Origin of the sequence: Actinoplanes sp. NPDC026670, assembly GCF_040638175.1 — a bacterium.
Lineage (GTDB): Bacteria > Actinomycetota > Actinomycetes > Mycobacteriales > Micromonosporaceae > Actinoplanes.
Genome location: NZ_JBEZXU010000065.1, coordinates 51,871 through 64,416, shown reverse-complemented (window position 1 = coordinate 64,416; position 12,546 = coordinate 51,871). Strand labels below are relative to the sequence as shown.

Genomic DNA, 12,546 nt, shown 5'->3' with positions numbered 1-12,546 from the left:
CTTGAACAGGCCGCCGCCACAGCAGCGACCAGCCTTCCGGCAGCACAAAGCTAAACAAAATCAACAAACTGTCTCAGTTGACTTGACAGGTTCCGGGTTTCGGCGCGCTTCTAACACAACGAGAAGGCCTAGCGCAGAATCTTCAGAGTGACGAGGCAGACGGAGCCATCGCCGATGCCATCCACCTTCTCCTCGAACCGGAACAAGACCCGGATGACGAGGTTCTGGCCAAGGCATCTGCGGTAATCCGGGAACGGTTTGCACAGATCCACTCCAATCTCCTGGAACTGGTCACGACTGGCGCCCCCGGCACCCGATAGACGGCCATCTGCTCACCACATCCCCGTTCCGCTTTCCTACCTACGTCTGGCCCAGCCGGAAACGCCGGATCTCCTAGCCCTCAGTTTGATGCCACCGGTTCCGAACCTACGAAGGAAGACTCGACTCGGTCACGGAGAGAGACATGGGCAACGAACGTAGAGCACTCGTCGTCGGGCTGGGGATCGCAGGCATGTCAGCGGCGATTCGACTCGAGCAGGCCGGCTGGCAGCCGGTGATCGTAGAACGTAGTCCTGAACGCCGTACCGGCGGCTACTTCATCGGCATGTTTCCCGAGGGCGTGGCCGCCGCAGAACGGCTTGGGGTATACAACGAGATTGTCAAGCGCACCATGACGGATGTCGTGAACTGGGAGATCGCGGGCGACGGCAAGCGGGAGCCGGGCCTGGGATTCGGGGATCAGCCGGGAGCGCCACAGTCCGTCCTGCGTGGGGACATCGAGGCCGGGCTATGGACGAAGGTAGATGGCCGGATCGAAGTGCGTTTCGACACCAGCCCGGACGAAATTTTCCAATCCGCCAACAGCGCGATGGTCACGCTGCGGACCGGTGCTACTGGTCAGACCTACACCGAGCCGTTCGACCTGGTCGTCGGTGCTGACGGTATGAGGTCCACGGTGCGCCGCCTGGTCTTCGGCCCGGACGACCAGTTCCTGAAGCCGATGAACGCGATGATTTGCGCCTTCCAGATGAGCCGCCAACTCCCGGGGCTCGGCGACCGGGAGGCGGCCGTCATCTCGGAACCGAAACGCTCTATGTGGATCTTCACAATGGAGGACACGCCGCCTACCGTCCTACTCACTTATCGCACGAAGGACATCGACGAACAGTTCTCCAGCCCTGCACCGCAAATCTTGAGAGAAGTCTTCGCCGGAGTTTCCGCGGGTGGACTCATCGAAGCCGCGATCGATGAACTTGAGCGCGCACCGCAGATGTTGTTCGACTCGGTCAATCAGGTCCAGATGGACACCTGGCACAAGGGCCATGTCGTCCTTGTGGGCGATGCCGCCTGGTGTCTCACCCTGTACTCCGGTATGGGTGCCACAGCCGGAATGCTGGGCGGCGCGACCCTCGGCGACAAACTCGCGGAACACCCCGGCGAACCGGCCAAGGCGCTTGAAACGTATGCCGCCGCCATGCGCCCATTCGTCACCAAACACCAGCACCTGGCACTCCACAAAGCTCAGCTCTTTGTGCCTTCCAACATCACCTCACACTGGCTCCGCCGCCATGTCGTCCGCGCTATCGGCCTGAAAGAAGCCCATAGCAGGAGGACCAAGTCGGGTGCGGCCCTAAGGTGATCGCGGCCCCTGGCGCGGTTGATGAACGGCTATCGCGACGTTCACCGGTGACCGGGGCTGGCGGTGATCCACTCGACCTGACGGCGGTGACTGCCGACAAACCGCGGATCATGGCGGTGTCACCGGTTCGCCACATCACGTCCCGACCGAATGGCGCCGCAGAAAGGGCAGACCGTGGGCACGCCGTAGTCCGGGACGCCTGCCCCGACTCCGCGGAGGTCGGGTAGCCCGAGGGAATCTCACCCTCGGGCTCCCACAGATCCGTACGTAACAGTCTCCCGTAGTACGGCTCCTATCGCTCTGATCACCTCGTAGCCGGTTTCACCCAGATCCAGTGTGCGAAGTACCGAGGATGTCGCGTGGCCGCGTCTCTCATCGACCGGAACGCCTTCTTCCAGGTCCTGAGCTTCTTGTACTTCTTCATGATCCACCGCAGCAGGTAGGTGTTGATGCGGTAGAGCACGGGATGCAGCGCCGTGCGGTAGAAGGATCCGTAGTAGTTCATCCATCCCCTGACCACCGGGTTGATCATCTGGGCGAGGTCGGCGGCGCTGCTGCCGGTGCGCCGGTGCAGTCGCCAGGACCGCACCTTCGTACCGATCTTCTTCAGGGCGTCTTTGCTGATCCCAGGCAGGAACGATGTGAACAGCTCGCCGTTCTTGCCCAGTGCTGAGCGGGGCCGGAACGTGAACCCCAGGAACGTGAACGCCGTCAGAGGGAACCTCGCCCGCCGGCCACTGTCCTGGCAGTACGCGATCTTCGTCTTGTCGGGATGCAACTCCAGCCCGACCTCGGCCATCCGTTCATGCAAAGCCGCCAGGACCCTCTCGGCCTGAAACCGGCTAACGCAGTGCACGACCGCGTCGTCGGCGTAGCGCTCGAAGTCCACCCCTGGGAACTCCCGGGACAGCCACATGTCGAACGCGTAGTGCATGAACAGGTTCGCCAGCACCGGCGAGACCGAAGATCCCTGCGGGGTTCCGCGGTCTCGTTCCCGGATCGATCCGTCGGGCAGTTGCACGGGCGCGGCCGGCCACCGCTTGACGTACAACACCACCCACCGCTGGTCGGTGTGCACCTCGACCGCCTTGACAATCAGGTCCCACCGGACGCTGTCGAAGAACTTCCGGATGTCCAGATCGATCACCCAGTCGTACTTCCAACAGCGTTTCCGGCACGTCCCGGCCGCGTCCAGTGCCGAGCGGCCCGGCCGGTAGCCGTACGAGTCCGGGTGGAAGATCGGCTCGACCTTCGCCTCCAACCCTGCGGCCACAATCCCGGCGATCATGAATCAGGTGGGCGGTAACACCAGTTGGAAGCTGGCGCAGCAGGTTGTTCCGCTGCTGCGGGCTGCCTAAGACCAAGCGAGGCCCCGGGCAGGCCTCCGGTACTACAGGAGTGACGGACCAGGCGCCGCAGGACCGAAGGGTTCCGCGGCGCTGCCGTGTCAGTCGGACAGAGGTGCTTCTGAGAGCGGCCTAGGCCGTTGCACGATTGCGCAATCGGCTGGCGGGACCACCGCTTTCGACGGGGGTGGCGACGTATTTTCGGGCGACCGGAGCAACGGAACCAAGGAGGCCGGGATTGTTGCCCTCAAATCTTGCTCGTGAACGCGCCCTCATCGGCTCGCCTGCCGAGAGGCGTGGCGACGCGAACGCCGCCCTCGAACTCAGGAACAGCCGACTCTCTGGAATGGATCGTGACGACAGCGCGGGCAGGGAGATGATCACCGGACCGGCATCGGTCCTCTCGGCGAATCTCGTTCGATCGGCTGCCGGAAACACGTCCACTCTGTCCGACCTGGCTCAGGTTCTGCGGAAGTTGCGCAGGCGCCACGGCCGTCACTACCCCGGGGGTCCCTTGACCTACCGCGAGCTCGCGGCGAGGCTGGGCTTCTCACACGGCAGCATCGGCGGGTACCTGGCCGGCAACGTGTTGCCTCCGGTCGACCGTCTCGATGCCCTGGCCGTCGTTCTCGGCGCGACGGGCACGGAACGACGCCTGCTCGCCGACCTGCGTGACGACATAGAAGATGCCCGAGTGCGGCCCCGCACCACGCCGCAAAGGGCGTGAGCGGTCTCAGGACCGCGGACGGATTCGACGCCCGCGCCAGCGGGCGCGACCATGGTGCGGTAGCACGTCACGGGAGGACACCTTGCGCAAACGAGGTACGACCGCCGAGGCACGCGGGCGCCCGCCCGTAGTGCCCATGCTGGGCAGGTGGGGTCTCTCACCGGACGCGGACCTGATCTACCGGCGGCTCGCGCTGCTCGGCCCGTCGAGCCGACCGCAGCTCGGGCGGCAGCTCGGTGTGGCTCCCGCCCGCGTCGGCCAGGCCCTCGACGAACTGGCCGCCGCCGGTGCGGTCCGGCACTCGCACCGTGGCGCGGAAGGTGAGTGGAGCGCCGTCGATGTGGACGTCGTCCTCGCCAGAGTGCGGCGTCACCGATCTCCGGTTGTCATCGGTGACCGATACCGGCAGCACCTGGCCGTCGTCGCCGGTCTCCGCCTGGAGACGGTTCCGGCCGTTGCCGTTCACCGGATGCCGACCCGCGCCGCCGCCCGCCGCCGGATCGCGGACCTGGCGGCTGCCGAGCGACACGAGCACCTGGCCATCAACACCGAGGACGTGATCAGCGCTGCTGCGGCAGCCGCCGCAAGCCCTCTCGACCGCGCACTGGTGGCCAGGGGTGTCCGCCTGCGTACGTTGGGGCTCGCGCCGCGCGACGGCAGCCCTGACCGCCCGCTCGTCGCCGGCGGCGAGCATCGCCGGGCGGAGAACCTGCCACTCAAGCTCATGGTGTTCGACCGGCGCAACGCGCTGTTCCCTACCGACCCCGCCGACTTCGAGGCGGGTGCGATCGAGATCGACGACCCGGACGCGGTCGCACAACTGACCCAGCTCTTCTACCGGATCTGGCACGCGGTCCCCCACCCGCGCGACCTGGAGGTGCCGCCGATCGTGCTTACCAGCCGAGACCACCGGATCGTCTCGCTGCTGGCCGCCGGGCTCAGCGAGGAAGCCGTCGCCATCGAACTCGGCATCAGCCGCCGCACGGTGGCCTACGCTTTGCGCGCGTTGATGGACCGGCTGGGCGTCGAGAACCGCTTCCAGCTGGCGTTGCTCCTCGGTGCGGCGAATGCGGTTCCACTGCCTCCGACCGTCCGGCAGCCCGAGGGAGGATCCTGACGCTGACGGCCTCGCCGCCGCCCGGTGCTTCCGTCAAAAACACGTGCCGCATGCAGGATCGGTCGTCTCCTGCTTCGTCGGCGGGGTAATCGCGCCGGTATAAGGCGTCGTGACGACGCTCTTGTCGACCAACGGCGCATCGGAAGCGACCGGCTGGACCGCCGGCCACACCCCGCCGGGCTCGGCGGGGACGACCACCCGATAGCAGGCGACCCGCTCGAACTGACCAGCGAGCACACAAACGCCGTACTCCCCCGGCGTCCTCGGCACCACCGCCGCACCGAAGTGGCGCGCCGCGCCCGGGACGGCCGAGCCGAACAGGCGCACGTTGTACCCGCGGGCGACGCCTACCGGCGCGTCCAGTTGGTACGTGGCGAGGCGGAACCCGCCGTTGTCGACCACCGGGCCGCATTGCGTCACCCACCCCTCAATCACGACGAACCGCGAAGGGTGTTCCGCAGCCAGCTCCATGGAGTCAACGGTCACGCAGGGCGCCATGGCCCACGTGACCGTGTCGGCGTGGGCGCGGGCCGGCAGGGCGAGCAGGGCCGCGGTGATCGAGACGACGACGGCGGCACGACGGCCATGCGATGACATCAAAACTCCTCCTCGGACGTTCAAGCGGTCGGACGTTCAAGCGGTCAAGGGAAGCGGCACAGCTCTCGCCACCCCGAGGACGATCTCAGGCCGGAAACGGGTTCTCAGCGCACAGCCGGTCCATCAACATGCGAAGGGGCATAGACGACGGCACGACGGCTGACTCCGAGGCGGAGGGCCACGGACTTCTCGCTGAGACCGCTGGCGAGTGCCGCGACGATCCGCTGCTCCTGGCTGATTAGCATTGTCTGCAACACCTCCAAGCCGCGCGGATCGTTTGCTGCGCTCATCCGGGGTCATCTCCCCCGCAGTGCGCGACTTCATCATGGTCACGCCTCCTGGCGCCAGTCCTCATCCGACGCCCGTTGCACAGTTGCGCAACACGGCCACACCCGGTGCACGGATGGCAATCTGACTCGCGCCGCCTGGCCAGGCCGAACACGTCTCCCGATCGAACAACGCAACAGCGCACCTACGCGGATGCCAGAAGAGCCTGATTTATCCCAGGAGCCGTCGGCGGATCCTTCGCAGAATCCCCGGCTCTTTCCCTGACGGAACCCTCCGACTTCTATCTGGAGGGACGATTCCGGCACCGATTTCGGCACGGCAGGCATACAGGTAGCCGTTGGGGTATCCGAGGTACAGCACGCCATTCGCGACAGCGGGCGAGGAGCGGATACCGTCGGCGGGCCAGGCGCCGGGCGCGGAACGGAAGTCGGCCTGGCGCTCCCATCGCAGTTCACCCGTTGTGGCGTCCAGAATGGCAAGCACGGCTGGACCCGTTGACGAGCCCCTGGTCGCCAGGTACAGCAATCCGCCACCGACGGCTGGCGACGCTTCGATCCAACTGGCCGTCGTCACCTGCCATCGCCGGCGTCCGGTCGTGGTGTCGAAGGCGTACACGTCGCCCTCCGTGGACGGGGTGCCGTTCTGTAGCTGACTGTGTCTGCCCGCGATGTAGACGGTGTCGTCGGCCACGGCCGGAACCGCGTAGTCGAACGTGGTGGCGACGTGCTGCACCCATCGCTCTTCGCCGCTGCCTGCGTCGAGGGCGAAGAGGCTGCCGGGTGCGCCGACGAACAACGTTCCGCCGTGTATCGCAACCGAGCTGCGGTCGCTGCCTCCAACGGGTGTCGACCAACGGAGCTTTCCCGTGCTCGCCGCCAAGGCATATACACAGCCGTCGACACCGACGAAGTAGACCGTGCCCTGATCGAAAGCAGGCGACGAGCCCGTGCCTCGAAGCTGTGGCGGGGATCCCGGAAGGATCGAGAAGCCATCAGTGGTGAACTCCCAGCGGAGTGTGCCCGACGTGTCGACGGCGACCATGCGGCAGTCGCCGGCTCCGACGTAGATCAGGCCGTCGGCTACGGCCGGCGACGATGCCAGCGAGTCGCCGATGGGAAAACGCCAACGTCGTCGGCCCGTTCGCGCATCGATGGCGTGCAGGTGACCGTCACCCCCGATGTACACCACCTCGTCGGCCACAGCGGGTGTCGAATCGAGGCCCGTTCTCGTCTGGTATCGCCACCGAAACCGGCCAGTCATGGCGTCCAGAGCGTAGAGAACACCGTCGAGGCTGCAGACGTAGGCGACACCGCCGGCAACCGCAGGCGACCCTTTGATCGGGCCCGTTGCCTTGAATCTCCATGGGACGAATCCGTCAGCCGCAGCTGCCGAGCCGGTGACACCACACCGGTCGGGTCCGCCACGGTACATCGCGGCGGCTGCTCTGCCTTGCGGTATCGACATCGACGCCTCTCGACTGCGTGATCGTTTTTGGGCGAGGGCATCAACCCGTTCAGGGGCACGACGTCCCTGCGTAGCCCGTGCTCGAATCAGCATTGTCGGTGTCGGCGGCGACTACGCAGAGGCCATCCTGGACGCCGTCGGACGTGATAGGACAAGCTGGCCCTGTTGCATCAAAGCATCGTCAAGATCCTCGATCATAAAACCTCCTGTAGGTGCGGGGCGCTGTTGTGTTGTTCGATCGGGAGACACTGTTCGGCCCGGCCCGAGACCGTGGTCAGATTGCCGTGGCGAGTTCGGTGAACGCGGCGGCCAGGCATAGCCAGGCTGGGGTTTCGGTGGCGATCTCGTAATGCCCGCGGCGCAGGTTCTGAACGAAGGCATGTCCGGCGATCACGGTCTGAGCGGGACGGTCGGCGCGTAACCCTGTACCTGCCGAGAAATGCATCCGTGCTGGTCAGAGCGCCTTCCCATCGACGGGTTGATCATGGCAGTCCTGTTGCCGGCGTGCCCCGAGATCTTCCTCGTCGGTGACTGCGCGAGGGATGTTGATTCATGCCGTTGCGCCTGGCGTACCTGGGTCTCACGAATGCGTCGCGTTGCTGCGACAGCGACAAGGACACCGAGGTCATGGTCCTGCGGCATCAACTCGCGGTGTTGCAGCACCAGCGCCATTCGATCGACGACGCGCCGATAGGGAGGGGCCTGCAGAGCTCCGACGACGTGCCGATAGGGAGGTGGCCCGAGTGTGCACGCCAACTGCCGGGCGGCGGGGCAGCTCATCTGTTCGCCGAGCGGGCCGACACCTTCCTCGATTTCTCCGTCAACTGACGATAAACAGTTATTCAAGTGCTTCCTCCTAGCCTTTCCGTCGCACACCACAGTGCTTCAAGGAGGATCAGTGAAAATGTTCAACAGGCGTGTCGCGGCTGCCGGGGCGGGAATCGCCCTGAGCCTGACGGGTTCGCTTCTGGCGGTTTCCTCGCCTGCTTCGGCCGACTACGCCTGCCCGACCCGGCAGGTGTGCTTCTACCAGGACTTCAACCAGGCGGGCAGTCCGGCCACCCTGGCTGGACTGGCCCAGGGCGGCGCCGGCGTCAAGGTCTTCTCGCAGCACAAGTTCCACAACGGCGTGAACCTCAATGACCAGGCCTCGTCGGTACACAACAACACCGACCAGTACCTGATCGTCTTCGAGAACAACAACTACGGCGGCCGTTACCAGATCGTCGAGCCGTACGCCAAGACGAATTTCGGTGGCCAGGTCCGCAACGACAAGGCCTCCTCGGCCTACCTCGATTCCTGCGATCCGAACGAGCCGTGGTGCGTCTGACGGTGAAATAGGAGCGGGGGCCGCGGAGCGGCGGCCCCGCGATTCACCGTTCCCATTGGTCGACCGGGCGCCGCCCAACTCTCGGCACCAGAGCCATTCCCGGTGGGCCGCGTGCAGCGATGTCCACCGGGCACCGTGCATCAGGCCGGCGTTCGCGGTCGCCATTCGGCGAACGATCCGTCGTCGTGGCGCCAGATCGGGTTGCGCCAGCGATGGCCGACCTCGGCGGCGACCGCGTCGTCGTCGATGTCGATGCCCTGGCGGATCCGCGATCGGTTGTGTGACACCTATCGGCTTACCGGCTCCGACGGAGCGGTCGGTGCCGGCGTCGATGTGAGCATCGGCATCGCGTGTGGCGGCCCCACCAGCGCGCTGAGGCAGAACGGTCGGCGGCGGACATTTTGCTAAGTGGGTGTTCCCCGCGGGCGCGCTGCTCGGAGCGACCTGGCCGCCATCCTGGCGCCTGCGTGGCCGGAAGATCGATCCGGCTGGTGTTCCGCTGCGTCGCCTTCTGAAGCGCCCGGGATCGAGGCTCAGGGCGTTGCGGGGTTGGCTTCTTCCCTCTGGGCCCAGGGCACGCGTAGCCACTTGGGCGGCGCGACAATTGCCAGGTAGGCGAACGCTGCCGTCGTCGCAGCCACGCCACCCGCCAGGACGGCCACGTCCCAGGACACGAGTTCGATGCTGATGCCAAAAGTGAGTCCGGTGAGGGCGATCCCGGACAGGGTCGCCGCCATTCCGTTGAGCATCTGCTGGAAGCGCAAGTCCTGGCCCAAAGACCAGAAACTGCGCAGCATGGTGAGGATTCCTCCGACAAGACCCAGCAGGATGGCGCAACCGAACATTGCGATTGCTAATCCTTCGCTGGCTTGAAGTGTGAAGTTCGCGATGTTGATCACGGCGAACACCGCGCCGACCGCGAGGACTCTGCGGCCGCCTGGTGCTGGTCGCAGCGTGGCGATGAAGTGGTACGCCAGAAACGGTTGAAGCAGAAGCGCAGTAGCGACGGCTGTGTAGGCGGCGTCACCGACGACGGAATCCAGCCACCACAGCTGTAGCCAATTCACCACCAGCTCTAAAGTGCCGAACGCGGCAAAAGGCAGTAGCGCGAGTACAGCAAACCAGGACTGTCGATTCCTATGCTTTACCGCGGCCAGGATGATTCGGGCGGTAAGAACCAGAAAGCCGCACATGACGATGACGATCGGGATTTCGGTACCGATCACGGCAGCCAGAATCGGCAGAATCGAAGCGATCGCAATGACGGCGCTGGCGGTGACGGCCAAGCGCGGGTCGCTGGTACGGCCGCGGCGGGTCAGGGCCGCACGCCGGAGCGCTGGCGTAGCGGTGACCAGGCCCAGCGCGAACCGGACACCCACGACCAGGCGCGTGATCGGAAGCTTTGCCGAGCCACGCTTGGCCAGAATGGCGGCCAACTCGGCGGACCATTCGTCCGCCCGGTCGCTCCGGATCGGTTCGGGCAAGCGGCGGCAGCAGAGGCGGATCAAGCTGAGGGGCAGACGGTCCAGGCGCTGGCGCACCTCGTCGCTGACCATGTCTCCGACGACGGCCCCAATAACGCCCGCGCTGAACAGAATGAAGCCTGACAACAGGCCGCCCATCAGGCGCTCCAACCCGGGAACAGGCGCACCGATCGTCGCTGCGGACGGCGCAAGCGGTCGTTGAGAGCGGCCAGCTCAAGTGTCGCGGCGCGCGTTCCGACGCCGGTCAGGCGGTAGTGCACCCGTGCAGGGCGTCCGAGCACGGCCGGGTCCGCGTTCTCGTGTGATCGCTCCAGCCATCCGGCCTTTTCCAGCCGATCGAGGATCGGATAGAGCTTGCCCGAGCCGAAACCTGTCTGCTTCATCAGGTCGTAGCCGTAGCGTTGCTCTGCCGGATCATCGAGGAACGCTCGTAGTACGACAGCAACAGCTACCGTTACGCGCATCGAACACCCCCGCAGGTTGACGCACCTCGGTCAAATACTGACATAGGGTGCGCGCCCGGATTCAGGAATCACGGAAGTTCGCGGGGCTCGTGTGGAGGCGCGGGCTGGTACATCGTCTTCACGTCGACGCTGCTCGCCGTCAGCTGAGCGGGCTGGCCGTTGGCCCCCCGCGGGCCGCGGCTCGGATATATTGCTGGCCTGCTTCGGGGGGATGGGCGACGCGACGTGGCAACGGAGTCGGACGGCAGTCGGCAGCAATCGCTCGACGACGTGACGACCATCGCTGATCTGGCCTAGCGGCTGCGCTGGCTGCGTCGGCGCCAGGCGCACCGCAGTGGTGAGCCGTCGACGACGTACCGGGAGCTGGCCGCGGAGACGGGCTGGTCGCACGGGATCATCGGGGCCTACTTCACCGGCAAGGTGCTGCCGCCCACCGACCGGTTCACATCCTGGTGCAGTTGCTCAGCGCGACGCCGGCCGAGACGCGGGTGCCGGCCACCGCCCGTGACCGGGTGGAGGAGGAGCGGCGCGGCGACCAGGTTCCGGTGGTTCGTGCGATTCCACGTCAGCCGCCCGGCGGGGTGATCGGCTTCACCGGGCGGGACACCGTACTCGCCAAGCTTGATGATCTTGCGGAGGAGGCCAAGAACGGCCGGACCGCGGTAATCGCTGCGGTGTCCGGCACCGCGGGAGCGGGTAAGCCGGGACCCACGAAAAGTGCACAGCAATATCGGTCGATACCCTCCTGAATCGGTTGTTTCGCCGTCCCGGAGTGACGCACATCACCGCCGACTGATCGCCGGGATCGCGGACGCGCAGCTTATGGCCTTGCGCGGTGAAGGGCGCGGGTCCGTACCCTACGGCGATGATCGACTACGAGGTGGTGGCGACGCGCTCCGGCCGCTGGTGGGCGCTCACGGTGCCCGGACTCAAGTTCGCCCACACCCAGGCCCGACGGCTGTCCGAGGCCGACGAGATGGCCCGCGATTTGATCGCCATTCTGACCGACGCCCCCGAGGACTCGTTCAGCATCACGCTGCGGACCACGCCGGGACGGCTGAGCACCGAAGGCAACCAGTGGCGCACCTTCCAGGTGCGGCAGGCCGCGACCGGCCCCGATTACGCCACGGCCCAGGGCTGATCGCCGGGCGCGATTGAAACCGCCGGATCGATACGTTCGGCGGCGCGAAACTCCCGGCCGGGACGCTCAAAACGGAGTGAAATCCTCGCCCCGGCCGGGAGTTTCGCGCCGCCTTGGCTCGACTCTAGGCGGACCCGGTTCGGCCAACTCAGCCGTTGTCCCCTTCTCCGCCGGCTCGACGTCACAAGCCAACTGCTGTGGCGACGAGGTGCTGGTATCTGGCCGGGTCTGTCTGGCCTGCCGGATAGCGCTTGTTCCAGGTGTCCCAGAGTCCGTCGGGTGCCAGGTATCGGTCGGCGTGGTGGGTGCCGAGACTGCTGTCCAGGTGCAGGAGCGCGCCGAGTGCCCAGTCCTGGTCGTAGCGCAGCTCGACCTGTGGCAGGTAGTGATCGAGGTAGCCAGTCAGAAGTTCTGCGTCGCGCTGAGTGCCGAAGGCCGCCAGCGCGACGCAGTAGCCCTGGCCGCTGAAGCAGAGCCGGCTTTCCAGCAGTAGCTCGCCGAGGCTTTCGCGGAATCGGGTTCGTTGGCTGAGACCGATGAGCCAGGTTGCGGTGAGCCGCGTCCGCCATTCCGGAAGGCCATCGATTTGCAGCAGAAAGGTGAGCTCAGCGTCGCTGATCCGCTGGGCATCGTTTTTCAGATCGCTGATGAACTCAGCCGGATCTGCGTCGGGTCGGCTGATGAAGTTACCGTGCAGCAGGTCCAGGTATCTGGCGCTTCGACCCTCGTCGTCCGCTCGCGTCGTGATCACGTAGCGGTGGACGGTGTCCGTTCCCGGGTCAGGCAGGGGCGACGGATAGCTCACGACGGCATCCTTCCTGATCGCGTCGTCGGCGGCGACCCTGTTCCGAGGCGGCTGCCGATTCCGGGGTCCCGGAATCGGCAGTGTCCGTCATGTGCGGCTGTTCCAGTACAGGCGTTCTTCTGGTCCGGGTCGTTGACGATGCGG

At 65.9% G+C, this 12,546-nt stretch carries 14 protein-coding genes and 1 pseudogene; 7 read left to right on the top strand and 8 right to left on the bottom strand.

All coding sequences use genetic code 11. The annotated features are described in order from the left end of the window. The first annotated feature begins 463 nt into the window (after positions 1 to 463). Positions 464 to 1,639 (top strand): FAD-dependent monooxygenase, encoded by a 1,176-nt coding sequence (locus tag AB0E94_RS41665; protein ID WP_360338222.1) that lies wholly within the window; start codon positions 464 to 466, stop codon positions 1,637 to 1,639. 304 nt (positions 1,640 to 1,943) lie between these two features. Here AB0E94_RS41665 and AB0E94_RS41660 read toward each other — a convergent pair whose 3' ends face one another. After that, complete coding sequence (locus tag AB0E94_RS41660; RefSeq protein WP_360338219.1) at positions 1,944 to 2,912, bottom strand: reverse transcriptase domain-containing protein; 969 nt, start codon at positions 2,910 to 2,912, stop codon at positions 1,944 to 1,946. A gap of 419 nt (positions 2,913 to 3,331) precedes the next feature. Between AB0E94_RS41660 and AB0E94_RS41655 the strand changes: the two genes are divergently transcribed. Then, complete coding sequence (locus AB0E94_RS41655) at positions 3,332 to 3,712, top strand: helix-turn-helix transcriptional regulator (RefSeq protein WP_360338217.1); 381 nt, start codon at positions 3,332 to 3,334, stop codon at positions 3,710 to 3,712. A 136-nt stretch (positions 3,713 to 3,848) separates the two neighbouring features. After that, entirely contained in the window at positions 3,849 to 4,829 is a 981-nt protein-coding gene (locus AB0E94_RS41650) for a helix-turn-helix transcriptional regulator (protein WP_360338214.1), read from the top strand. Positions 4,830 to 4,862: 33 nt separating this feature from the next. On the opposite strand, the gene AB0E94_RS41645 is transcribed toward AB0E94_RS41650, so the two are convergent. The 3 genes and pseudogenes from AB0E94_RS41645 to AB0E94_RS41635 all read right to left on the bottom strand — a co-directional run. After that, positions 4,863 to 5,426, bottom strand: a complete 564-nt coding sequence (locus tag AB0E94_RS41645) for a hypothetical protein (RefSeq protein WP_360338211.1) — start codon at positions 5,424 to 5,426, stop codon at positions 4,863 to 4,865. Positions 5,427 to 5,924: 498 nt separating this feature from the next. Beyond that, a complete protein-coding gene (locus AB0E94_RS41640) occupies positions 5,925 to 7,145 on the bottom strand; it encodes a PQQ-binding-like beta-propeller repeat protein (protein ID WP_360338225.1) in 1,221 nt (406 codons plus the stop codon). Between the two features lie 307 nt (positions 7,146 to 7,452). Then, positions 7,453 to 7,602, bottom strand: a pseudogene (locus AB0E94_RS41635) (IS6 family transposase); the annotation flags it as partial. 128 nt (positions 7,603 to 7,730) lie between these two features. Here AB0E94_RS41635 and AB0E94_RS41630 point away from each other — a divergent pair. Both AB0E94_RS41630 and AB0E94_RS41625 read left to right on the top strand, forming a co-directional pair. Next, positions 7,731 to 8,006, top strand: a complete 276-nt coding sequence (locus AB0E94_RS41630; RefSeq protein WP_360338208.1) for a hypothetical protein — start codon at positions 7,731 to 7,733, stop codon at positions 8,004 to 8,006. A gap of 76 nt (positions 8,007 to 8,082) precedes the next feature. Continuing rightward, positions 8,083 to 8,508 (top strand): peptidase inhibitor family I36 protein, encoded by a 426-nt coding sequence (locus AB0E94_RS41625; RefSeq protein WP_360338205.1) that lies wholly within the window; start codon positions 8,083 to 8,085, stop codon positions 8,506 to 8,508. Between the two features lie 140 nt (positions 8,509 to 8,648). Here the strand turns inward: AB0E94_RS41625 and AB0E94_RS41620 are convergent, their stop codons facing one another. The 3 genes from AB0E94_RS41620 to AB0E94_RS41610 all read right to left on the bottom strand — a co-directional run bounded on the left by AB0E94_RS41620 (position 8,649) and on the right by AB0E94_RS41610 (position 10,456). After that, positions 8,649 to 8,795: a hypothetical protein gene (locus AB0E94_RS41620; RefSeq protein WP_360338228.1), complete on the bottom strand. Its 147-nt coding sequence runs from the start codon at positions 8,793 to 8,795 to the stop codon at positions 8,649 to 8,651. Between the two features lie 246 nt (positions 8,796 to 9,041). Beyond that, positions 9,042 to 10,130: a hypothetical protein gene (locus AB0E94_RS41615; RefSeq protein ID WP_360338202.1), complete on the bottom strand. Its 1,089-nt coding sequence runs from the start codon at positions 10,128 to 10,130 to the stop codon at positions 9,042 to 9,044. Next, positions 10,130 to 10,456: a helix-turn-helix transcriptional regulator gene (locus tag AB0E94_RS41610; protein ID WP_360338199.1), complete on the bottom strand. Its 327-nt coding sequence runs from the start codon at positions 10,454 to 10,456 to the stop codon at positions 10,130 to 10,132. The genes AB0E94_RS41615 and AB0E94_RS41610 overlap by 1 nt, the downstream gene beginning before the upstream one ends. A gap of 458 nt (positions 10,457 to 10,914) precedes the next feature. Between AB0E94_RS41610 and AB0E94_RS41605 the strand changes: the two genes are divergently transcribed. Then, a complete protein-coding gene (locus AB0E94_RS41605; protein WP_360338196.1) occupies positions 10,915 to 11,205 on the top strand; it encodes a hypothetical protein in 291 nt (96 codons plus the stop codon). Positions 11,206 to 11,321: 116 nt separating this feature from the next. Then, positions 11,322 to 11,597 carry a hypothetical protein gene (locus AB0E94_RS41600; RefSeq protein WP_360338193.1) on the top strand — a complete coding sequence of 92 codons (276 nt, stop codon included), beginning with the start codon at positions 11,322 to 11,324 and terminating at the stop codon, positions 11,595 to 11,597. Positions 11,598 to 11,778: 181 nt separating this feature from the next. On the opposite strand, the gene AB0E94_RS41595 is transcribed toward AB0E94_RS41600, so the two are convergent. Beyond that, entirely contained in the window at positions 11,779 to 12,402 is a 624-nt protein-coding gene (locus AB0E94_RS41595) for a DUF6000 family protein (protein ID WP_360338190.1), read from the bottom strand. Between the last annotated feature and the right edge of the window lie 144 nt (positions 12,403 to 12,546).